Origin of the sequence: Pseudoalteromonas umbrosa, from assembly GCF_030125375.1 — a bacterium.
In the GTDB taxonomy this organism is placed as follows: domain Bacteria; phylum Pseudomonadota; class Gammaproteobacteria; order Enterobacterales; family Alteromonadaceae; genus Pseudoalteromonas; species Pseudoalteromonas umbrosa.
The window spans coordinates 142,792-165,464 of record NZ_JASJUU010000010.1 but is presented as its reverse complement, the minus strand read 5'-3'; the positions used below and the strand labels follow the sequence as shown (position 1 = coordinate 165,464).

The window sequence follows — 22,673 nt, the reverse complement described above, 5'->3', positions numbered from 1 at the left end:
TCATAAACAGATACGGCACAGACGTGCCGTATCTCACCTTTCTTGGTTTTTATCTTTTATTTCACCGCATTTCCTCTTCAGTACGTGCCATGCTAGCGTTAAGATAAACAGGTGATAAAAAAGATGAGAAAACAATGAATAAAATTGTCGTTACAGGTGCCACTGGATTACTCGGACGCGCACTAGTTAAAATACTGTCGCAATCAAACAACGTTATTGGCACAGGGTTTAGCAGAGCTAAGCCGCCCATCGAGCAACTTGATTTACATGACCAAGCTGCCATAACCACATTTTTAGATACTCATCAGCCTAATGTTTTGGTGCATGCAGCCGCAGAGCGCAAACCTGATATTTGTGAAAACGACCACCAAGCAACCATAGCGTTAAACGTTCAAGCCGCAGAGTTTTTAGCACGCCAGTGTAAAGACCGAGACATTCAATTTATGCTGATCAGCACAGATTATGTCTTTAATGGGCAATCAGCGCCTTATATTGAAGGTGCCCAAAGGTCACCGGTGAATTTTTATGGCCAAAGTAAAGCACAGGCAGAGCAAGCTGTTTTGGCTGTTAGCCCGCAACATACTATTGTAAGAGTACCTGTTTTATATGGTGATGTAGAATACTTAGCCGAGTCAGCGGTCACCGTAATTGCCGAGCATATGCTGAAGCATACAAACAGCGCACACGATGACTGGGCGGTGCGATTCCCAACACATGTGGAAGATATTGCCCTGACATTGAATGATTTACTCACCCAAACACGTGATAAACAAAACGGTATTTTTCACATTTCAGGTAATCAATCAATGACTAAATACGATATGGCTGTTCATATCGCCAAAATACTCAACATTGACACGCAAGGGTTAGAAGCACTGCCTGAGCCTTCACAAACAGCAGCAAGGCCCTATAACTGCGCGCTGCAAGATACACGATTAAATACCATGAACATTGTACATCAACGTGATTTTGCCACGGCACTCGCCAAAGTGCTCAGTCAGCATACAAGTTAATTACTTCAAAGGAGCACATGGTTATGCGGTATTTACTTCAGCTTTTACTGATGTGCTCTTTATTCCTCAATGTCTATTTGGAGTGGCAGCGCCCAGGGTCTATTTTAAAGGGTCTTTTACGTACTGATAATAAGCCGCCCCACACAATATTGGCCATGAATGACGCCTCAATGACCACGCCTTCAACCAGTGCAGTATCAACAGCAATTAATCCATTAGCTTTAGCCAAACAACACTTTAATCGCGGTGACATACTGACCGCCATTGCACTTTGGGAAAACACGCCGAATCCACTCTCGCACATACAACAGGTGCATGTTTGGCTAACGCAACTAAGAGAAAAATTAGACCGTCAAAATACTCAACAACTGACTGATATCTTACGATTCGTACAGCGTATTTTAGTTCTAAAGCCCAATGACTTTGCAGCTTTGCAATTAGAGGCTGATGTTTATCTTGCTCTTGACGAGCATAATGAAGCCATATATCGCTACCTCAAATTACTCCATCTATACCCCGAATATAAACAACTACAAGATATTCTCACGCAGTTAATTGCACAGCAGCTAAAGCAACTTAAAACAGAAAGTAATTGGCACGAAATCATTACCCAAGGACAGATATGGCTCAGTGAACAACCCAGTAATATCGCGATTATTGCAGCTATCGTTGAGGCAAATTTGGCACTAAATAATACCGTAGAAGCAGAACTATTACTGGCGCAACTTAGTGCGCAGCAACTAAAACATCAAGCCATAACACCGCTTAAAGCTAGACTTGATAATGCGACGCAACAAGTTGAACGCATTCCTCTTGCGCGTCACGGCGAGCATTATGTATTAAATGCCAAAATTGCAGGTCAAGATATTGCGCTAATGATAGATACCGGTGCGAGTGTAACCGCCTTAACCGTAGCGCAATTTGAACAGCTCGCCTACGATGTTGATTATATCAACTCAAGGCGTGTCAGCACCGCCAACGGCATCACTGAGGTCCCTTTTTACCAGAGTTCGGGCATCCAAATTGGCACCAAACAAAAGGCCCCATTCGAATTTGGCGTCATGGAACAATCTCATTATGGACCAGGCTTATTAGGGATGAATTTTTTGCGCCATTTTGATTTTGAGATAGACCAACACAAAGCAGAGCTGATTTTAAGGCCAAGATAAGCGGCTGTGAATATAAGACTGGTAAACTAACTCGATAGCCGTTTGTTCATAAAAGTCAGTTCAAGTGGCGCTTCTAGAGATTCCATCGTATTAACCTGATCGACTTCAACTCCATTGCTAGAGACATTGACAATATCAAAACAAGTCGACATACGATCAATAAAGCCTTCAACTTGGCACGTACTCTCTGGTAAAGGTGATAACTCAATCGTCACCACACTAAGCATATCTTGCAAAGAAATAATGTCTTCAAGCAAATGAGACTGCTCACAACCCATCGTGATATTTAACATAGTAGCATTGTCATCAAGCGTGCCATAAACAGCTATCAAAGTCTCTAAACTAATGTCCAATTCATTAGTTTGATTGCTAACTCGGCGGCGCACTAAACGAGTATGGCTACTATAGAATGTATAAAGAAGTACTCGATTTAGTATCGTCTGTGCATGTAATTTACTTTGCTTTAGCTTGCCCTTTAAAGCGCTCTGTAAAGACTTCAAGCCACTGCCAAATGCTTCACTAAGCACAGATGATAAGCTCAACTTATGATCTACTGCCACCACTTTACAGTCAGGGTTTAATGCCTGAAACGCTTTATCAAAGCGCCAATTCTCATTCACACCCAATGACAGTAACGTTTTAGTTTTCAAAATCGCACGAGCGGGGATCAAGTGACCACGTTCGTGTGGCTCACCTACTCGTACGAGATCGCTACACTGACTTAAATGTCGCTGTAATTTATTGATCTCCACAACAAGTAACACCAAGTTAACCCAAGTTACATTAAGTGTAACCTCATTATGTATGATTGTTTTAATAAAGTGTGAAAAAAATTAAAAATGAGTTTATTTATAAAAATGAACCTGTCACACAGAAAAAATAAAAAACATAAAAGGCAATAACTTACATTCAGATATCGTAAATCAGTATTTAAAATAATCGTATAGTTTACATGTTACACAGTGTAAAAAAGCATACAAAATCTCAACATCAATTTAGTAAAGCTTATTATCACCAAATGGTACTTCAAGCTGATTGCTACCTTGACGCAATGGCTGACCAATCATTTCATCATACGCGCTGTGCTGGCGTAGTGTCATTGTCTTGTATGGTAAATGTTGAATCACCTTTTGCAGTGCCAATGGATTATGAGCTTTGATGGTTTCTCCATTTGCGTCCACCACCACATACTCTGTATCGCCCAAGCAAACCGTCAGTTGATACAGTGCCTGCTCAAGAGAATTAGCAATAAATTTGTCTATCATGGGTTTATCTGCAAGCGCAGCAAGCGTGATTTTCATTTTTAGCCTCCAAATTAACCTTATACGTAAAATTTTATCGTCAGGTTTAGTGCCGATACATATGCCAATAATTTTGCTATCATGCCAACTTGCTTTGTTACTAAAAAATACCCATGAGCGAACCTATTAATCCCCCTCCCATGCGCTTAGCTAAATACCTTAGTCATTGCGGTGTCTGCTCAAGGCGTCAAGCATCGAGATTCATTGAGCAAGGCTCAGTGCAAGTCAATGGCCGCCCAGCCAATCATATTGATCATGTTACCGAGCAAGACGAAATACACGTTGAAGGCAAAAAAATTACAGGACTGGCACCTAAACTCCTGTTTATGTATCACAAGCCTGTTGGCGTTGACTGCAAGCTGAATGAGCAAGACCCTGCAAGTTTAGTGCATCACCTACCCAAGGGCGCACGTGTTTATCCAATAGGTCGATTAGACAAAGATAGCCGAGGGTTACTGCTGCTGACCAATGATGGAGAATTATGTCATGCACTGATCCATCCGAACCAACATCAAGAAAAAGAATATAGAGTGACCGTTGATAGAGAAATTGATGAAGATTTTTGCCAAAAAATGTCGCAAGGTGTGCCTGTAGATGGGCAGCTCACTTTACCCTGCTCAGTAAAAAAAGTCGCCAACAACACCTTTATCATCGTTTTAAAACAGGGCTTAAATAGACAAATAAGAAAAATGGCGAAATACTGCGAGCGCCGTGTTGTCGACCTTAATCGAACGCGTATCGCAAACCTAACGCTTGACGCACACGCATTACCTGAGGGGCAATATCGTCAAATCGCGATCGGTGATTTGGCCTTACAAACACCTCAATGATAGTTACAAACACATCACTATCATGGCAATAGGGCAAAGTATGCCAACTGTCCAACTCAGAGAGCGCAGTAGATCCAAATCCGTCCAATAACACACACAGTACAAACAGCGCGCAATAATATGCGCGATAGCCAAACTTTGAATTGCACTGCCTGTCGTCCCAGTAGAGAGGGTAACAGCAACAGCGACTCCAAACACAATTAAAGACTCAAAGCAGTTATAATGTGCCGCCACTGCTCGGGCACCTAAACCAGATAATTGACCTTGTTGAGCTCTGGGTTGCTTGTTGTCATAGCCACCCGCTTTATTAGCTGCAATGATAATCGGTATCTTAGCCGCATACGGTAAAATCACCGCAATTAATGCACATATAATAATGACTGTCATAATCACTCCTTGAGTTTGAACTAGGTGCTATTTATTCTGGTTTTATCATCTAGTTGAAATTCATACTAGGTCAGATAATGTACAGGCATTTAGGCAGGAAATAAAGCCACTCCAATACACGTCAGTGGCTTTATGAGTAACATCGAACACAGTATAGGCAATTTATAAAAAGAGCACACTGCGACAGATTGTCACAGTGTGCTAGTTATCTTTGGGTATGCCCAACATCACGAAAATTCATTATGATTCAGCACTATAAAATAGTAATTTAATAAAAAACTTATTTATTCAAGGTCAATTATGGGGTGGATTTTATTTACCTGTCTTGCCGCATTGAGCCAAGCTTGGCGCAATGCGCTGCAAAGTAAGCTGAGCCAACATGCAAGCGTAAGTATGGTAACGCTTGCCCGATTTATCTTTGCTACCCCAATTGCAGGTTTGTATTTATATGCATTGTATCTATTTGAGCCTGCACCATCACTGTCCCCCTCACAACCGCTTATCATCTACATACTCGCCGCAAGCTTTATGCAAATCATCGCCACCGCATTGATGGTTGTATTATTCAAACAGAAAAACTTTGCTATTGGCGCGGGGCTGGCAAAAAGTGAAGCCTTAATGGCCGCGATATTAGGCATGCTATTTTTTGGTTCGGCACTGACATGGTTAGGCTGGATAGGCGTGCTTATCGGGGGCGCTGCCGTATTGCTACTCAGTGGGTTTAGCTTTAAACAGTTCAATCTCAAAACTGCCTGCCTCGGACTGTTATGTGGCACCTGTTTTGCGCTAACGTCGTTGTGGGTGAGAGAGGCTTCTCTTGCATCCGGGTTGCCATTTCCACACAGTGCAGGCTGGGTTTTGCTCTGTGTTCTAAGCTGCCAAACCCTTATTTTGTCGCTATATATCGGTATCACAGAACCCAAGGCGTGGCTGACGCTTAAATCACACCGATCTATGGTGTTACTGATTAGCATAAGCAGCTGCATCGGCTCTATTGGTTGGTTTAGCGCAATGAGTCTTCAACATGTTGCCTATGTCAAAACACTGGGGCAAATTGAAGTCTTTTTTACCCTCTTGGTTGCCGTATTTTGGCTTAAATCACCACCTAAAAAACGCGATACACTCGGTCTTTTTTTAATTGCTTTGGCAGCCATAATGGTGATGATGGGCGATATACTCTGAGATAAAAATACCACGACACAAGCCACAGTTGAGAGTCCACCAGCAACAATTTTCCAGCTGGTGATCCTTCTCCTATACTCAACTAATCATCAAAGATATATGAGCATGGTGTGGCAACACGTCAACATTATTTCAGTCAACCAGACAGCGTCGAACAAGTTAAAATTCGGCTCTTCAAACAACTGGCTTACTATTGTTTAGGGCTCCATTGCTTACTATTGGTGTTGTTCTGGTACTGTGACATTCTGATATTAGCCTTGGTCAATATCGGCAGTGTTATCGCTTGGTCACTCGGTATCAAGCTACTACATCAGAATAAGAGCCATTTGGCCTTGCGGCTATTTTGCATGGAAGTCACGCTGCACTCTATTTTTGTTTGCGCCACATTAGGCATGGACTATGGATTTCAGTATTACCTCTGGACAATCGCCAGTCTGATCTTACTCGATTACCAACTCAAACTAAAAATTGCTTCAGCAATGGCTTTGAGTCTTATTGTCACCTTTGCACTTTTATTTGAATTATTTAGTAACGTAGATCACCGATTTTTATTTAGCGAACTGGCGCCTTTCATCCACTTCATCAACGTGCTGATCTGTGCCATACCTAGTATTTACACCATTGGCCATATTCGTGAAGTGACCTTCTCCAACCGTTATCAGCTTGCACAACTGGCCGCCAAAGACCCTTTAACTAGTTTATTTAACCGTCGATATGCTAAAGAGCTGATAAACAACGCACAAGAAAATTGTATCAACACGTCTCAACAATTAACCATCATCATGGCGGATATTGATCATTTTAAAAACATCAATGATAAATTTGGCCACGATATTGGTGATGATGTTTTGATTGAAGTTGCGCTAAAAATTAATAAATACACGCAAGAATCTGATATTGCAGTGCGCTGGGGAGGCGAGGAGTTCTTACTTGTATTGGTTAACTGCGATTTACACCATGCGCAAGAACGCGTGGAATGCCTGCGTCGCGATATTGCACAACATATATTTCACAATCATGAGTTACAGGTGACCATGAGCTTTGGTATAGCGCAGTGGTATCCTGCTCTACCATTTCGTATTGCTGTAAAGTTAGCCGATGATGCGCTTTACATGAGCAAAGCACAGGGGCGAAATCGTACCACTAGCGCCCCATTAAAAGCCGTCTGACATAGCGACTAAAGTTATTCCTCTTGAATAGATAAGGTGATGGTATGTCTTATTTCACTCGGTAGTAATGGCGTCAATTCACCTTGTGCATAGGCATCAAAGCCACTGCGATAATAAGGCGAAAGCGGGTGACCACTTTGACCCCCAGCCACTGTCATCACGGCATTATTTAAAAAACCAGGCTGCGCAATAAAGCGCTGTGATGCCCCAAAACGCTTTCCTTGCACTGCTGGCATAAAGCTATCGCCAAAACCTGGGACTGCAGGCATGTCTAAAAACCGACTTAAAAAAGGCATTTGCTGACTAAATGGATGTTGCACAGTAAGCATATTGACGTTGCCCCATGTCCAGTTTGCCATATTACTGCCAAAACGTGCTGTCAGCTTTTTCTGAGAATGGGAAAAAGCAGCCTCAAGTAATTGCTGCCAATCTGCATGCTGCGCCAACCAACTTGTTGGTTTAGACGCCAAGAGCTGCCAAAGTGCGGGCTCAAAATACCGAGATAAGTGACTGAGCGTTTCATCTTGCGCATTTAAAGAGGACTCAATGGGGCTAAATACGGTGTCAATCACACTTTTTCTAAAATATTTCACCAAGGTGTAGCCTACTGAGTCACTGCATGCACAAGCTTGCCAATCAGCCAAGTAATCTAGGATTTGTTGTTGATCAGCTAAAGGGGCCTGAGAGTTTGATAAGGTTTCAACCAGCAGTTCATGCCACGGCAGTAAAAAACGCGCTTCATTATCTAACTGTAACTGATTAAAGCTAGCTTCACTAAATTGGCTACCCGCCAATAATCTATCGCGGATCTGTACCGCACGCGCACCAAGTGCATATCCCCCATCGCCAAAACGACGGTGGTCCAGTGCTGACATAACGCGTGAATTCGCGGTCCATAGCTTACCATTATCAGGGTTAACGACTTGAGGCCGAACAAGCTCATTTTTCTGCCATAACGATAACTCAGCACGATTAGCCGAGACAGCTAAATCACTCGGAAACACCCGTGCAGGCAAGGCGCCAATAGGTCGCCACGCTGCATTGCCCAGCTTATCAACCACCATTAAATTCTGTACTGGAATGCCAACATGCGGTGCGATATTCAGAGCTTGTACCACAGACTCAGCAGTTTCCAGCTGCAACAAGTTTAAGTTAACCGCATAAGGCTGGTGTGCTACCCACTGCAGCGCATATTGTTTACCGTTAAACGCCTTAACGGGGCCAAATCTACTGAGCGATAATGTATAGGTATGTACTTGGCCATTTGGTAATTTAATCTCTTCATTGATGCTTTGCAGAGGCTCTTGCTCAGACAACGCTATCCAATCTGCGGTATCTAGATAGCCATTGGTAAAGCCCCAAGCAATTTTATCATTACTGCCCACCACAATTGCTGGCACCCCAGGTAAGCTTACCCCTGTCACAGTAACTGGCTCGGCAGATTCACTTTGATAATTCAACTGGGCGCGGTACCAGATTGAGGGCACATTGAGGCCAAGGTGCATATCATCAGATACCATAGCAGCCCCAGTTGAGGTCAAACTCCCCATCACAGCCCAGTTATTACTGCCAAAGATAGGGGCTTGTGTAATGTGAGGGATCTGTTTTACTGACAGGTTTGGTTTATCTAAAGTTGGAATGGGTACATTGGACATGGCGAGCAGACTACCATCTAGCGCAGCCTGATATTGACTTGGCTGCAATATGAAATCGACCATTGGCTGACCAAACTGCTCGGCAATATGGATCAAGGTTTTATCTCGTTTGAAAGTCGCAGCCTGCAAGTCTAAATACATGCTAAAAATGACCAGCAATGAGTCAGCAGGCTGCCATGGACGCGGCTCAGTGCCCAACAGTAAATATTCAAAACTCAACATACCGGCTTGCACACGGCCTTCATTAACACCCTGCGCATATACCTCGAGCAAGGTACGGTCCGCCTCACTCATTGCGGCAACAATCTGCTCACTGCGTTGTCTAAATTGATGGAATCTCAGTGACTTATCAAGCCCGAGTGCGCCTTCCCCAAATAGCTCGCTAAGTTCTCCAGCTGCATTACGTCGCAACAAATCCATTTGAAAAAATCGATCTTGACCATGGGCATACCCCAGAGTAAAAGCCGCATCTTGGCGACTTTTTGCCGTGATCACGGCCTGTCCTATACCATCTCGACTCAACGTGCTTTGCGCTTTTAGCGCCTGACTTTTTGCATGCCCATCCAGCGCGGGTAAACTCAACGAGAGCACACCATAAATCATTGCAGTCACAGCCAATACCCCTATCACCGTAATTGAAATACCTATTTTTAACCATTTCAGCATAAACCTTCCTTTATTTGAGTGAGCGAGTACCTGCGTCCTCAGCACCATCGAGCAACTTGCCCATCAGTTATAGCAAGTCAATGAGCCAGATTCAAAAACACGTTAACATCAATGAACCTATCATTCTTTTTTTGCAATTCATTTAAAGCACTTTGATTTGGCGACTTTTTAGCAAGCCAACTATAGTTATCATATTCATGGAACCGACAGACCAGACATGCAAACAGAGAATGTTGTGCCGCCAAGGAAAGCTATCTTATCAAAGCTCGGAGTGCTCATACTGTTAACTGTGATCATTGCCACAGGGTGGTATGTCGATCGAGTAAATTATAAACACCTCATTGAAGTTCAAAAAAACCGCACTTATGAGCAAGTGAATGTATATCGGACGAGAATTGAAGGACAGCTGGCTGCAAATATTCAATTAGTTCGGGGGCTTGCAATTGCATTGGGTAATGAGCCAACACTGACCCAAGAAAAATTTGCCAAGATCGCCGCACCTCTTTTTGAAAGCGATGAAATTTTACGCAACTTGGGCGCCGCCCCAGACATGGTTTTAAAATTCATCTATCCGCTGGAAGGTAATGAAAAAGCACTGGGGTTAAACTATCGTACCCACCCCACGCAACGTATCGAGGCACTGCAAGCAAAGCAAACAGGTGAGATTGTATTAGCAGGCCCATTAAAACTTGTACAAGGCGGAGAAGCCCTTATTGCGCGCGTACCTGTTTATGATGCTGACCGACAATTTTGGGGTCTACTCTCTGTGGTCATTGATATGCAAAAGCTATATCAAAATACGCAGCTCAATGAACTTGAAGACAGCTATCAAATCGCCATACGCGGACAACATGCCCGTGGTACACAGGGCGCATATTTTTATGGTACAAGTGATATTCAGCAACTAAACCCATTAACCTTTGAAATTAACGTGCCATCGGGCTCTTGGGTACTCTATGCAGCACCTCGCTTTGGCTGGTCTGGAGAAGAATCAGCCCTGTGGCCATTTCGTCTTGCATTACTCACTATAGTGATCATTTTTATGGTCGCGTTTGTCTTCTTTACACGACTATTAAAACAACTCGAAGATCAAGCAAATTCACTGACCAGCATGGGCTCTTTGGCAGAAGTTGGGGCTTGGTCTGTAGAGCTCAGCAGCCATCATATTAACTGGTCCACCGTCACTCAGCAGATTTTCAATGTACCACCCCATTACCAACCAACTTGGATGGGCAGTACTGAATTTTTTAAAGAGGGAGCTCAGCGAAAGCGTTTTCAAGATGCTATGAGTTTAGCGATTAAAAACGGTAAAAATTTCCAAGGCGAGTTTTTAATCGTCCCAAAAGATAAACCACCCTGCTGGGTTCTGATCAAAGCTCAAACGAAAACATCCGGTCGCAAAACCCTCGAAGTGTTTGGCTCTATTCAAAACATCCATCAACGCAAAACCATGGAGGTTGAACACGAAAAGGTTGCCAAAAATAATGAATTATTGGCACAACTGAGCACACATGAAGCTATTTTAAATAGCCATATAGATCGTGCCCAAGAGCTTTGTATAGACACTATCAGCCAAGGCGTTGGAGCGACACGAGCCAGTATCTGGCTGTTCAATGACGAGCAAACCCATCTATATCCAGCTTGTTTTAGCAATACTAAAAAGGACAGCTTACAACACTATCCACCTTGGCGCAGAACATCTCAAGCCGCTTTATTTAATGCTTTAATAAGCAGACATACCATAGAAGCTTGGTCAGCCAAAAGTCATTCGGTAACACGTGCGATCAATGAGCAATATTTATCTCCATTTGAGATCGATGCCATTGTATTTGTTCCCATTTTCTTTAAGGACACTTTATACGGTGCATTAACCGCAGAGTTTAATACCGCTTATCCACAGTGGACACAAAGTGACAAGCGATTTTTAAAAGCCATCGCAGCCATGCTAGCGAGCCTGTTTAGCAGTCAACAACAGCAGCGAGCGCAACATCAAGCAGTAATGGAAAAAGAGCTCGCCGAGCAATCAGCCAAAGTCAAAGCGTCCTTTTTAGCCAGTATGAGTCATGAGATACGTACGCCGATGAACGGGATTTTAGGCATGCTTAATATTCTTAACAGCTCAAACTTAAATGACGGACAAAAACGCCACCTCACGCTGGCGCAAAGTTCTGCAGAATCTTTACTGACCATCATTAATGATATCCTCGATTTCTCTAAGATCGAGGCAGGGAAAATGTCGATTGACACTGTGCAATGTGATCTCATTCAAATTATCAGCGATTGTTTTGCTGCCTTTGCCCCGAAGGCCATTGATCAACATACAGAGCTGTTCCTCGATAGTCGTAATATGCAGTATCAATTTGCCAACACCGATCCCCACCGCTTAAAGCAGATATTGAATAATTTGATCAGTAATGCCATTAAATTCACCGAAAACGGCAAGATAACTCTGACTTGCTACACAGAGCAAAGCAATCAAAATACGCGCCTATGGTGCAGCATTGAAGATACCGGCATTGGGATTAGCAAGGCGCAGCTGGATAAAATATTTGATTCTTTCACACAAGCAGATCCCTCCACTACGCGTAAGTTCGGTGGCACGGGGCTCGGACTGACCATTGCAAAACAGCTGTGCGAATTGCTCGGCGGCGCTTTGCATGCATACAGCAAGCTCTCCGTAGGGAGTACCTTTACTTTTTATATAGAATTACAAGATGCGCAACCCATAAAAGCACTCGAAAGTACCAGTGATTACCTACTCATTATCGATCAACACCCACAAACTGAGTTAAGTGCCAGACATATGCTCAATGCATGGCGAGTGCCGACAGAGCACTTTTTAACCATCCCTGATGCGTTAGAATTCTGCGAATCACAAACTAACACCCATCCAGCACTCATAGTAACAGCCACAGTCCTCACGCAGAGTTCAGAATTGATCTCTCAAGCTTTATTCTCATTTATAAAAAAACATCAACTTCATTATGCTATTTTGTGCCATACCCCAGATGAATTGGCGGCTTTGCCAAAAGTGCATGAATGTAACACTGTGCTTGCCCCATTAACTCCTGCAACCGCACTGGCACTGGTACAAAAACAGCACACGGCACAACAGGAAAACCAAAACATACAGCTAGATTGTTCGGTGTTACTTGTTGAAGACAATAAAATAAATCAAACAGTGGCACTCAGCCTACTGTCGAAAATTGGGATCAAAGCAGACTGCGCGGCCAATGGTCGCTTAGCCGTTGAACACTTACAAAAGAAAGAACTGCCTTACGATATCATTTTAATGGATTGCCAAATGCCTGAAATGGATGGATACACAGCCACACAAGTTATTCGTCAAGGTAAAGGTGGCACACAACATAAAGATACTGTCATCATTGCACTCACTGCGAACGCGATGGAAGGCGATGAAGAGAAGTGCCTTGCCGCAGGCATGGATGCGTATTTAAGCAAACCCATCGATTTTGATTTACTGACAAAATCACTTCAAGAGTGGACCAGCACATCTAGGAAAATATCCTTAAATAGCATAGAGTAAAGCTAATTTAATGGCCTAAGTTTCACATGTGCACACTCGGTTAGTCACAATCAAACATGGCCACGTTTCATATTACGATACGATTTGAAAAGGGAAACTATGAAGCTCACTACAATAGAACAGCGCCTAATTGGCTGCCTACTAGAAAAAGAAACAACCACACCTGATCAGTATCCGCTTTCATTGAATGCCCTTACCAATGCATGCAATCAAAAGTCCAATCGAGAACCCGTACTTTCACTGACTGAATCAGATGTATTAGATGGCTTAGAACAGCTTAAAACACAACGATTAGTGATGTGTGATGAAGCATTATCTGGACGTGTAACTAAATACACACACCGTTTTTGTAATACTGAGTTCAGTAGCTTACAACTAGACGAGCAACAACGTGCAATTGTATGCTTGTTGTTGCTTCGTGGCCCACAAACACCCGGGGAATTGCGAACCCGCAGTGGTCGCTTAGCTGAATTTAGCAATGTCAGTGAAGTTGAAACGGCATTAGCTCAGCTGCAAGAAAAAGAGCTCGTCGTGAAACTAGAGCGTGAGCCTGGCAAACGCGAAAGTCGTTATCAACATTTATTTGGTGATGCACCAGAGCCACAAACGTCAGCACAAGCTGATATCAATAATCCAAATGAACTAAATGCCTTACTAGAGGAAATTAATCAATTAAAAGCCGAGCTTAACGCCATAAAGCAGCATCTTGGACTTTAACTAAAAACATCGTTGCCCAGAGACTTGTGGATCAATTACACTGGTTGTGAAGAAAATAAATAGGCCTGAGGATATTCAATGCGTGACGCAATAATTGCCGAAATGAAAGTTAAACCTAGCATCAACGTGACGGAAGAGATCACACGTCGCGTTCAGTTTATCAAGCAGCGTTTGCTATCTGCACACTGCACAAGCCTTGTCCTTGGGATCAGCGGCGGTGTTGATTCTTCAACCTGCGGCCGCCTTTGCCAATTGGCAGTTGATGAATTAAATCAAGCTCACCCTGATAAATCTTATCAATTCATTGCGATGCGACTACCCTATGGAGTACAAGCCGACGAGGATGAAGCCCAGCTGGCGATGGACTTTATAAAGCCCACAAAGCGACTGACTGTCAATATCAAACCCGCTGCAGATGCTATGCATGAGCAGGCTATGCAAGCAATGACAGATGCGGATCTGACGCTACCTCAACAGACCCAAATAGATTTTGTTAAAGGTAACGTGAAAGCGAGACAACGTATGGTTGCACAATATGAGATTGCAGGTTTAAGCGCCGGTCTTGTAGTTGGCACGGACCACAGCGCAGAAAATATCACTGGGTTTTATACTAAATTTGGTGATGGAGCCTGTGATTTGGCACCGTTATTTGGTTTGTCAAAGCGCCAAGTCCGTGCACTTGCCGCGCAATTGGGCGCACCTGCGCAACTGGTCGATAAAGTACCCACTGCTGATTTAGAATGTGATAGACCTGGTCTAGCTGATGAAGATGCACTCGGATTGAGCTATGACAACATCGATGACTTCTTGGAAGGCAAACCTGTCACACAAGAAGTTGAAGATAAGCTTGTTACTATCTATCTGCGCACGCAGCACAAACGACAGCCGATTCCGACTGTATATGATGAGTAAGCATAAGCACAGAATTTACCTGAAGATAGGGTGCAATTTGCACCCTTTTTTATTTTTGTCAGGCTGGGCCCAAACTTTAACAAAAAAGTAACAAGATGCTATACAGTCAATGAAAACCCATGCTAAGTTAGTGATCATAAAGGTAACTCGTCCCGTATTAATTTGGCAAATGTGTCAGTGATAGTGCCAAAAGCACAGCGTGTTCTGATTATTTCACCAAACTTATAGTCACAAGACACCACTTTTTAAGGAAACATAATGGCAGCCCCAATTTTAATTACCGGTGGAGCACAACGTATCGGGCTTGCACTTGCAAAGCACTTTATTTCTGCTGATTTACCGCTGATTGTAACCTATCGGACACGACATAAAAGCGTCGATGAGTTAGAGGCAAGCGGTGCAACATGCATCCAAGTCGACTTCAATGAGCCAGATGCAATAGCGCAACTTGTAGAGAAAATAAAAGAACAAACAAGTGCTTTACGTGCTGTCATTCACAATGCATCAAGCTGGGACTGCGAAAAGCTTAACCCAGATCATGATGCCTTGTTTGATAACATGATGCGGATTCACGCAAAAGTCCCTTATTTGCTCAATATGGCTTTAGCACCTCTGCTGCAAGCCTCAAATGAGGTGAGTGATATTGTGCACATCACCGACTATGTTGCAGAAAAAGGCAGCCCTAAACACGTAGCTTACGCAGCCAGCAAAGCCGCTTTAGACAATCTGAGCCGTTCATTTGCAGCAAAATACGCCCCCAATATTAAAGTTAATTCCGTCTCGCCATCTCTCATCATTTTTAATGAGCATGATGATGAGGCCTATAAAACTAAAACACTGCAAAAGTCTTTAATGGGCATTGAACCAGGATGCCAAGAAGTCATTGCGAGCATTGAGCTATTGCTCAATAGCAACTATATAACAGGTAGAACACTTGCCGTAGATGGTGGAAGACACCTTAAGTAAGTTTAAGCGACGTGATAATTCGCTTGAACTCATCAGATAATGAATTGTGAGTCATATTATGCATGAAGATTTAAAAAACAGTTATAAAGAGATCATTAACGCGGTAGGTGAAGATGTCGATCGCGAAGGCCTACTTGATACACCAAAACGCGCTGCCAAAGCAATGGAATATCTAACTCAAGGCTACCGACAAACGCTAGATGAAATCACCAACAATGCCGTATTTTCATCTGATGCAGATGATATGGTCCTCATTCAAGATATCGAACTGTACTCAATGTGCGAGCACCATCTACTGCCTTTTGTCGGGCGTTGCCACATTGCTTACATTCCAAATGGTAAAGTGTTAGGCTTATCTAAGTTTGCTCGAATTGTAGACATGTTTGCTCGTCGTTTTCAGATCCAAGAGCAACTCACTCACCAAATTGCTAAAGCGGTTGAGGAAGTAACAGGTGCAAGAGGTGTGGGAGTCATTGTTGAAGCAAAACATATGTGTATGATGATGCGCGGTGTTGAGAAACAAAACTCAAAAATGCGTACTTCAGTCATGCTAGGTAACTTTAGAGAAGATGCAAAAACGCGTAACGAGTTTTTACAACTCGTCAAACACGGCTAGCTTGCAAGGATAGGCCATGATGCACAATGCAATTATCAATATAACTAATCTGAGACTGCGCACTTTTATCGGATTTAACGATGAAGAGCGTGAAAAGAAACAAGATGTTGTCATCAATATTGAAATACATTACCCAGCAGATACTGAGTGTGTGCAATTAGATGAAGTAGAACATGCGTTAAATTATAAGACCATTACCAAGTCAGTTATCAAGTTAGTAGAGAACGGGCACTTCTTATTATTAGAAAAACTCGTGGCCGATATATTGGCGCAATGCCATATTCACCCCGATGTGACATTTGCACGAGTACGGGTCGACAAGCCTCATGCATTGAGGTTTGCAGATTCCGTATCATTAACATTAGAGTGGCAAAAAAAACGCAATATTGACTGATATTGGCTAAGCCTTATGGCGCCAGCTTTAAGGCTTTATTTAATTTAAAGTAACTCCAGTGCTAACGCGATCACCAAGGCATATCGCAACCCCTTTCCTAGGCTCACTAATAGCAAAAAGAGACCGAATTTTATTCTAAAAACGCCAGCAACCAGCGTTAAAGGATCACCAATAACAGGCAACCACGCAAACAATAAGCTTACTGTGCCATATTTTTGAAAATGGCCGCGCGCTTTTTCTAACGCTCTTGGTGATACTGGAAACCAGCGATGATGGCTTAACCTCTCCACCTGAGTACCTAAATAATAATTCACACAACTGCCAATCACATTGCCTAAAGTCGCACTCAACCATAATAACCACAATAAGCCCGTTTGCTTAACAACCATACCCGAAAGCAGCAATTCCGATGACGCAGGTAACAAAGTCGCTGCAATCAAGGCGCTAAAGAAAAGACTGAAATAAGCCATATATAAAGAACAATAACCTTGCAAAAAATGCCCACCACAAAGCTTGCTATGTGATGCAAAATACGCGTAAATAACGCCAGCCTAACATAAGGAAATACACAATGATAAAAAGTCTATTCACAATCGGCACAGCCGCTGCTTTGTGTTTATCGATCAGTGCATGTGGCACCACAGAAGTGACACCAAACCCTGATTATGAAACCTATATAAGCCAAGGGGAAGTGTTTAAACATCTTTCATTGAAAGACATCCATGACCAAACAGTTAATTTGCGTGATCAACCATCAAGAAAGTTAGTCATACTTTTTGCAACATGGTGTTCTGACTCCCAACGTCTGTTTCAGCAGCTCAATGCTTCTAAGCTCGTCGAAGACAAAACACTGACCATTTTAGCTATTGGCCGAGAAGAAAACACCGCATCTCTCACACAATTTGCTCAAGAATATAGTGTGACCTTTCCACTTATCAGCGATGAAAAGCGCACGATATACAGCCAATATGCGAATAAAGGCGTACCACGCCTAATACTACTTGATGAAAATAACCGTGTGATTAACACTTTAATAGGTGAAACTGACAATATTATAGAGCAGGTAAAGTGGAATTAAATTCAGACGTGGTCAACATTTTAACGATGGCCAAGGTTATCCAAACAGCGGTTGCACCCGTTTTTTTATTGACGGGTATTGCCGCTTTTCTTGGGGTTTTATCTAATCGTTTAGCACGGATCACTGACAGGGCAAGGCTGCTTGATAGAAAGCTCAATGCAAACTTGGATGAGGCATTACACTTTACTTTCACACAAGAGATGCGTGCTTTATTAAAACGCTCTCGCTGTATCCATGTTGCGTTTAGTATGAGTGTGCTCAGTGCACTCATGGTATGTGCTGTAGTCGTCTTGTTATTTATTTCCCATTTATATACCTGGTCACTTGGTGTGACAATTTCAAGCTGCTTCATCGCCGCGATGTTACTCTTAATAGGCGCTTTTTTAGCGCTATTGACTGAGGTCATGTTAGCGACACGCAGTATGCGACGCGGTATGATTTTTAAGGACATAGGCTAAGCAATTTCATAACACTAATACATTATTACCATGATTTATCGATATTTTATTAGCCATAAAAGTAATAATGCCTTGTGCGCTACACCATCAACCTCCTCTCCACAATGGCTGTTTTTACAACTTTGCAATGCATAAAAAAACACCGGCCAATGCCGGTGTTTTTTATGTTGCTATTATCAAGCTAAGCTGACAATAACATCTTACTTTTGCTTACGGCGACGCAGCGCAGCAAATGGTGCAGCAAGTAATGTCAACCAAGCTAGTGAACCTGAATCGTCATCATCGTCACCATTGTCTTCATTCACATCGATTAAGCGAATGTCTACGCGAACCGTGTCTGAATGCTTACCTTGTGCATCTTTTGCTTTAACATCAAAGCTAAACTGACGATCAAATTCAAAGTCTAGGTTACCAGCAACAAGTACTTGTCCTTGCTCATTAACAGAGATAAGTGAACTGCCTGTTACGATGAACTCAACAACGTCATTGTCGAAATCAGAGAATGTTAGCTGACCAATCACAGTACCGATTGGGCTATTTTCTTCGATGTTGAAGCTTTGACCTTCTTCAATCATCGGCTTGCCTTCGTATTCGTCTTCTTCTACGTTGAATACCACAGTCACTGCTTCTGACTCTAAATCGTCGCCATCAACAGCCACAACAGATACTTCTATCGTCTCGCCGGCGTCGAAGTCAATTTCGCCTACAACTGTGATTTGACCATCTGCATCAATTGCGATGGCATCTGAGCCTTCAACTTCAAACTCTACAACATTGTCGTCTTGGTCCATAAACTCAAGATGACCAATCACAGTACCTTCTTCAGCGTTCTCTTGAACGTCAAACTCTTGCCCTTCTGCGATATATGGCGCTTTCTCTTCGTCAGTATCAATTTCGTTTGTAATATTTACAGAAATTTCAGCTTCATCAGAAATATTGCCTTCAACATCAATCGCTACAACTACAAGTGTTGCCATGTAACCAGCTTCATAGTCAAGCAGCTCACCGTCAGCAACTACTAACTCACCAGATTTAGACACAGTCACACCTGCGTGGTTGCTCGAACGCACTAGGAACTCAGAGATATCAGCACTACCTTCATGCTCAACAAGTTCAATTTGTCCGAAAACAGTACCTGTTTCAGTGTTTTCAGCAACGTCAAATGATGCTTCAACGATTTCAGGTGTTGGTGTTTCTGGCTCTGTAGGACCTGCAAGATCTTGGCTTGTTACAACCGTTACTACGCTGTCGTCACTAGAGATAGCAAAAGAGTTCACTGCATTAACATATGCTTTTTGACCTGGCTCTAAGCTAGTTACACGTTGACCTGATGCATCCTCTAACACTGCAGGTGCGAAATTAGTGAAGTTCGCAGTACCAGATATTGAGTCAGTTACTGATGAAATACCTAATTGATAGTTGTCATAACCTACCAACGCTTCAATACCGATGATTGTTTGCTGAGCATCACTAGAGAAATCAGCTGAAGTTAATCCAATAAGGTCTGTACAAGCAGAGAAAGTGATAGTATCTGTACCACTTTGATGATAACCAGCCGTTAAGAATGCCCATGCAGGATTACCGTCTACAATCGGACCACTTACTGTTCTCATACGACCAATAACTGCAGCACTTCTGCCTACGTCGTTATAGTTTGCTAACGCATAGTCATGAACACCATCATTATTGATATCAAGATTTAATTGATAACCAGCCTGACGGTGCATTAGTAATTCGTCTTCTAAGACCACTGACGCAGTGAAGAACGCACCAGAACTACAAGTATCAGATGCAACTGCATTGAATGTAACCCCTTTAATTGCAAACGCCTCATCACCTTCACCAGCTTCGCTGTTCATAGCGACAAGCTGTTCAGTATATAAAGACATCGTGTCAAAGCCGGTATTTACAACAGCTAATCTATTGTCGTCGTCATAACTAAGCTCTAGAGATTCAGCTGCCTTAGGTAGAACGTGATAAACCAAGTGAATATCATGGTCACCATCTGTAGACGCATCATCAAAAATAAGCGCCCCATCAAACTCTGATAATGTCAACGCAGTTGGTCTTGCAACTTGATCATCATAGCTCTGTGGGTTTGGCAAATCCCATTCAGGTAGCTTACTTGGGTCAATCGTAATTGTGACGTCAAACTCTACAGCTTGACCAGCTGGAACTGTTACTTCTGCTGGATAATCCCAGCTCAGCGCACCTGAATCGTCATCATTTGAGTAACGTGCTTCTTTACGTAAATTATATGTTTTAGCTTCGCCAGAGAAGTTTTTAAGCGTTACCGTCTTAGTATATGAAGTTGTCTCATCAAGCACATCAAAACCGAATGATAATGCACCTTGATTAGTATCAAAATCTTCTTGTGCAACCCAAGCAACTGCCTCTGAAGCTACTGCTTTTTCTACGTCAACCAGACCAGCACCAATTAAACTGATAGGTGCCAATACTGAGTCTGCAGAGACCGTTGTTGGTTCCATGATCACATTTAGATTTGCTGTGTTCATTAGAACTGCTTTGATTTCTTCTGCAGTCAATTCAGGTCTCGCTTCACGAACTAGTGCAACTGCACCAGCTGTAATTGGACCAGAGAAAGATGTACCTGTCGCGCCAGCTAAACCTGTATAAGTACCAGTTGCCGCAACTTGGATATTAACACCAGGTGCTGTAATTTCAGGCTTAAGTAAACCATCCATTGACGGACCACGTGATGAGAAATCAGCAACTGTATCGATCGCTAAGTGTGACTCAATACTAAAGCTAAATTCTGGCTGGCGATTTTCAGCAAGGATCTCTTTGATTTGTGTCCCTACAGCTTGCTGAACAGAAATCGTAGGAATTGTTACCGCTGGGTTAGAACCACCTAGTCCAGGCGCTTCACCAGGGCCATTATTGGCGATAATAACGTAAGCCGCGCCACGCTCTTGTGCATTAAGTGCTTTTTCTGTAAAGGCACATGAACCACGGTCAATCAATACAGCCTTACCAGTAAAGTCCATATCCGCGAAAGGATTTAAAAAGACGCCAGGGTTGACTTGGTCTTCAACTAAACAACCTTCTGGAGCTGCATCTGGATATACAATCTCAACATCGTTGTTAGAAAACGCAAATTCACCTTGGAAACCAAAGCCGGCTGTGCCTACTTCAACACGATTACCAGCAACTGTACCAACAGCAAACAGGTCATTAATCGTTGGGTGACCCATTGCACCAACAGATAGCGCATTTGGCGTCGTACTTGGACCACCAATACGGAACGGGTTGTTACCATCGTTACCTGCAGAGATAACAACGTTTGTACCTAGTTTAACAAACTTATGAATAAGATACTGTGTACCATCCATTTCAGACGTGACAGTAGAACCAAACTCACCACCAAGTGACATGTTAATGACATCAACACGATCGCTAATATCACCATCGCCATTTGGATCCATAGCTGCTTCTAATGCACCTAACTGAGCTGCGAACGGACAACCACCGCCACATACTGAGTACGCATAAAGTTCAACATCCGGCGCAATACCTGTTACTGAGTGAGATACTGAAGTACCATGCGATGAAGCACCATCATCAGGACTTGTTGGATCTGGGAAGTTAGGATCATTTTCAATTGGGTCAGGGTCGTTACGAATGAAGTCATAACCACCTACAACTTGACCTTGTGGCCACGTTACCGCTCTTGGGTCTGCTTGTGCAGCCTCATAAGCTTCTTTTGTACCCTCACCGCCAAATACTGCGTGAGTGTAATCAAGGCCGGTATCTAGTACAGCAACTTTTTGGCCTTCACCTGTATAACCCGATAAGTTCACTGGTGCAGCTTTGATATACTCATTGGCGTCAGCAACATGCAGCTCATAATCACGAAGAGGTAATATGCGCGCTACGTTTTTATTGTTCTTAATTTTCGCTAGCGCTTCTGCTGAAGCTTCTACGATTAAAGTAGATGCCAATAACTTGGTAGAACCTACCACTTTGATGCCTTCAACTTCTTCTACAAGTTGTTGAGTAACATCACGCTGTGCTGTTTCGATTGACGCATACGTTGCACGTGCATCACTCACCGAGTAATTACCACGCTCCATCAAATCTGCGGCTGTTTCTTGCTTCAACACAACCATGAAAGCAGTTACACGTGCTTCTTGGTTTGAAGATTGTGTGAATTTGGTTACATCAGTACTAAGTGCACGCGCATGACTTTCTGCTGTCGCAGCGCCTGCGGCAGCTGTTGTTAGTGCACCTGACACAGCAATCGCTACTGCTGTCGCTTTGAATGAATACTTGGCCATAGTTTCCCCTAGGACTTTTTGTTTAATTTGGTGTTTATTTATATTTAAGAGAGTAGAATCATTCATCAATATAATGTGACTACATGGTTAATTGCAATAATAGAAATCCAATTAAGTTACATTTTTTAAACTTTAAATTTATTCAACTTAACAACTCATTGTTATTAAAGGAAAAACTACTATGTAAATGAAAGTAAACAGATTAGGGACGACGCATATGTAAACACAAATAAAATTAAGTACCAAAAAAAGCAACAAGATATTTTCAAACCCCTTTTTCAGACTAGTTATTAGTCTAAGCTGCTTGCCAAATAT

19 protein-coding genes are annotated in these 22,673 nt (G+C 42.8%); 13 read left to right on the top strand and 6 right to left on the bottom strand.

The genetic code is table 11. The features are described 5' to 3' along the window. Nucleotides 1-134: 134 nt before the first annotated feature. Both QNM16_RS24705 and QNM16_RS24700 read left to right on the top strand, forming a co-directional pair. Nucleotides 135-1,013, top strand: a complete 879-nt coding sequence (locus QNM16_RS24705) for a dTDP-4-dehydrorhamnose reductase family protein (protein ID WP_284022885.1) — start codon at nt 135-137, stop codon at nt 1,011-1,013. Between the two features lie 23 nt (nt 1,014-1,036). After that, nucleotides 1,037-2,182 (top strand): retropepsin-like aspartic protease, encoded by a 1,146-nt coding sequence (locus tag QNM16_RS24700; RefSeq protein WP_284022884.1) that lies wholly within the window; start codon nt 1,037-1,039, stop codon nt 2,180-2,182. 26 nt (nt 2,183-2,208) lie between these two features. Here QNM16_RS24700 and QNM16_RS24695 read toward each other — a convergent pair whose 3' ends face one another. Further along, a complete protein-coding gene (locus QNM16_RS24695; protein WP_284022883.1) occupies nt 2,209-2,934 on the bottom strand; it encodes a hypothetical protein in 726 nt (241 codons plus the stop codon). Nucleotides 2,935-3,177: 243 nt separating this feature from the next. Next, the gene (locus tag QNM16_RS24690) at nt 3,178-3,483 is read right to left on the bottom strand and encodes a DUF6482 family protein (RefSeq protein ID WP_284022882.1); all 306 of its coding nucleotides are present in this window, start codon (nt 3,481-3,483) and stop codon (nt 3,178-3,180) included. A gap of 113 nt (nt 3,484-3,596) precedes the next feature. On the opposite strand from QNM16_RS24690, the gene QNM16_RS24685 reads away from it, so the two are divergent. Beyond that, nucleotides 3,597-4,313, top strand: coding sequence for a pseudouridine synthase (locus QNM16_RS24685; RefSeq protein WP_284022881.1), 717 nt, complete (start codon nt 3,597-3,599; stop codon nt 4,311-4,313). 3 nt (nt 4,314-4,316) lie between these two features. Here QNM16_RS24685 and QNM16_RS24680 read toward each other — a convergent pair whose 3' ends face one another. Beyond that, nucleotides 4,317-4,700, bottom strand: a complete 384-nt coding sequence (locus tag QNM16_RS24680) for an MAPEG family protein (protein WP_284022880.1) — start codon at nt 4,698-4,700, stop codon at nt 4,317-4,319. A gap of 300 nt (nt 4,701-5,000) precedes the next feature. Between QNM16_RS24680 and QNM16_RS24675 the strand changes: the two genes are divergently transcribed. Continuing rightward, on the top strand, nt 5,001-5,882 hold the full coding sequence (locus QNM16_RS24675) for a DMT family transporter (protein ID WP_284022879.1): 882 nt from the start codon (nt 5,001-5,003) through the stop codon (nt 5,880-5,882). Nucleotides 5,883-5,992: 110 nt separating this feature from the next. Continuing rightward, nucleotides 5,993-7,051, top strand: coding sequence for a GGDEF domain-containing protein (locus tag QNM16_RS24670; protein ID WP_284022878.1), 1,059 nt, complete (start codon nt 5,993-5,995; stop codon nt 7,049-7,051). A gap of 14 nt (nt 7,052-7,065) precedes the next feature. Here the strand turns inward: QNM16_RS24670 and QNM16_RS24665 are convergent, their stop codons facing one another. After that, nucleotides 7,066-9,372, bottom strand: coding sequence for a penicillin acylase family protein (locus tag QNM16_RS24665; RefSeq protein ID WP_284022877.1), 2,307 nt, complete (start codon nt 9,370-9,372; stop codon nt 7,066-7,068). Between the two features lie 217 nt (nt 9,373-9,589). Here QNM16_RS24665 and QNM16_RS24660 point away from each other — a divergent pair, with 217 nt between their 5' ends. The 6 genes from QNM16_RS24660 to folX all read left to right on the top strand — a co-directional run bounded on the left by QNM16_RS24660 (nt 9,590) and on the right by folX (nt 16,524). Continuing rightward, a complete protein-coding gene (locus tag QNM16_RS24660; RefSeq protein WP_284022876.1) occupies nt 9,590-12,919 on the top strand; it encodes an ATP-binding protein in 3,330 nt (1,109 codons plus the stop codon). A 99-nt stretch (nt 12,920-13,018) separates the two neighbouring features. Continuing rightward, complete coding sequence (locus tag QNM16_RS24655; protein ID WP_284022875.1) at nt 13,019-13,636, top strand: YceH family protein; 618 nt, start codon at nt 13,019-13,021, stop codon at nt 13,634-13,636. A gap of 78 nt (nt 13,637-13,714) precedes the next feature. Further along, nucleotides 13,715-14,548 carry an ammonia-dependent NAD(+) synthetase gene (gene nadE, locus QNM16_RS24650; protein WP_284022874.1) on the top strand — a complete coding sequence of 278 codons (834 nt, stop codon included), beginning with the start codon at nt 13,715-13,717 and terminating at the stop codon, nt 14,546-14,548. Between the two features lie 258 nt (nt 14,549-14,806). Next, nucleotides 14,807-15,514 carry a dihydromonapterin reductase gene (gene folM / locus QNM16_RS24645; protein ID WP_284022873.1) on the top strand — a complete coding sequence of 236 codons (708 nt, stop codon included), beginning with the start codon at nt 14,807-14,809 and terminating at the stop codon, nt 15,512-15,514. 58 nt (nt 15,515-15,572) lie between these two features. Then, a complete protein-coding gene (folE, locus tag QNM16_RS24640; RefSeq protein ID WP_284022872.1) occupies nt 15,573-16,130 on the top strand; it encodes a GTP cyclohydrolase I FolE in 558 nt (185 codons plus the stop codon). A gap of 19 nt (nt 16,131-16,149) precedes the next feature. Beyond that, nucleotides 16,150-16,524 (top strand): dihydroneopterin triphosphate 2'-epimerase, encoded by a 375-nt coding sequence (gene folX, locus QNM16_RS24635; protein ID WP_284022913.1) that lies wholly within the window; start codon nt 16,150-16,152, stop codon nt 16,522-16,524. Between the two features lie 44 nt (nt 16,525-16,568). Here the strand turns inward: folX and QNM16_RS24630 are convergent, their stop codons facing one another. Then, nucleotides 16,569-16,994: a YqaA family protein gene (locus QNM16_RS24630; protein ID WP_284022871.1), complete on the bottom strand. Its 426-nt coding sequence runs from the start codon at nt 16,992-16,994 to the stop codon at nt 16,569-16,571. 101 nt (nt 16,995-17,095) lie between these two features. Between QNM16_RS24630 and QNM16_RS24625 the strand changes: the two genes are divergently transcribed. Both QNM16_RS24625 and QNM16_RS24620 read left to right on the top strand, forming a co-directional pair. Continuing rightward, nucleotides 17,096-17,602 (top strand): TlpA family protein disulfide reductase, encoded by a 507-nt coding sequence (locus tag QNM16_RS24625; protein ID WP_284022870.1) that lies wholly within the window; start codon nt 17,096-17,098, stop codon nt 17,600-17,602. Nucleotides 17,603-17,628: 26 nt separating this feature from the next. Next, the gene (locus tag QNM16_RS24620) at nt 17,629-18,060 is read left to right on the top strand and encodes a DUF2721 domain-containing protein (protein WP_284022912.1); all 432 of its coding nucleotides are present in this window, start codon (nt 17,629-17,631) and stop codon (nt 18,058-18,060) included. Nucleotides 18,061-18,260: 200 nt separating this feature from the next. Here the strand turns inward: QNM16_RS24620 and QNM16_RS24615 are convergent, their stop codons facing one another. Continuing rightward, nucleotides 18,261-22,358 carry a S8 family serine peptidase gene (locus QNM16_RS24615; RefSeq protein WP_284022869.1) on the bottom strand — a complete coding sequence of 1,366 codons (4,098 nt, stop codon included), beginning with the start codon at nt 22,356-22,358 and terminating at the stop codon, nt 18,261-18,263. Between the last annotated feature and the right edge of the window lie 315 nt (nt 22,359-22,673).

Excerpts from the sequence above, each read along its gene's own strand:
- QNM16_RS24705 (WP_284022885.1), top strand. The coding sequence starts at position 135 with ATGAATAAAATTGTCGTTACAGGTGCCACTGGATTACTCGGACGCGCA.
- QNM16_RS24700 (WP_284022884.1), top strand. The coding sequence starts at position 1,037 with ATGCGGTATTTACTTCAGCTTTTACTGATGTGCTCTTTATTCCTCAAT.
- QNM16_RS24690 (WP_284022882.1), bottom strand. The coding sequence starts at position 3,483 with ATGAAAATCACGCTTGCTGCGCTTGCAGATAAACCCATGATAGACAAA.
- QNM16_RS24685 (WP_284022881.1), top strand. The coding sequence starts at position 3,597 with ATGAGCGAACCTATTAATCCCCCTCCCATGCGCTTAGCTAAATACCTT.
- QNM16_RS24680 (WP_284022880.1), bottom strand. The coding sequence starts at position 4,700 with ATGACAGTCATTATTATATGTGCATTAATTGCGGTGATTTTACCGTAT.
- QNM16_RS24675 (WP_284022879.1), top strand. The coding sequence starts at position 5,001 with ATGGGGTGGATTTTATTTACCTGTCTTGCCGCATTGAGCCAAGCTTGG.
- QNM16_RS24665 (WP_284022877.1), bottom strand. The coding sequence starts at position 9,372 with ATGCTGAAATGGTTAAAAATAGGTATTTCAATTACGGTGATAGGGGTA.
- QNM16_RS24660 (WP_284022876.1), top strand. The coding sequence starts at position 9,590 with ATGCAAACAGAGAATGTTGTGCCGCCAAGGAAAGCTATCTTATCAAAG.
- QNM16_RS24655 (WP_284022875.1), top strand. The coding sequence starts at position 13,019 with ATGAAGCTCACTACAATAGAACAGCGCCTAATTGGCTGCCTACTAGAA.
- nadE (WP_284022874.1), top strand. The coding sequence starts at position 13,715 with ATGCGTGACGCAATAATTGCCGAAATGAAAGTTAAACCTAGCATCAAC.
- folM (WP_284022873.1), top strand. The coding sequence starts at position 14,807 with ATGGCAGCCCCAATTTTAATTACCGGTGGAGCACAACGTATCGGGCTT.
- folE (WP_284022872.1), top strand. The coding sequence starts at position 15,573 with ATGCATGAAGATTTAAAAAACAGTTATAAAGAGATCATTAACGCGGTA.
- folX (WP_284022913.1), top strand. The coding sequence starts at position 16,150 with ATGCACAATGCAATTATCAATATAACTAATCTGAGACTGCGCACTTTT.
- QNM16_RS24630 (WP_284022871.1), bottom strand. The coding sequence starts at position 16,994 with ATGGCTTATTTCAGTCTTTTCTTTAGCGCCTTGATTGCAGCGACTTTG.
- QNM16_RS24625 (WP_284022870.1), top strand. The coding sequence starts at position 17,096 with ATGATAAAAAGTCTATTCACAATCGGCACAGCCGCTGCTTTGTGTTTA.
- QNM16_RS24620 (WP_284022912.1), top strand. The coding sequence starts at position 17,629 with ATGGCCAAGGTTATCCAAACAGCGGTTGCACCCGTTTTTTTATTGACG.
- QNM16_RS24615 (WP_284022869.1), bottom strand. The coding sequence starts at position 22,358 with ATGGCCAAGTATTCATTCAAAGCGACAGCAGTAGCGATTGCTGTGTCA.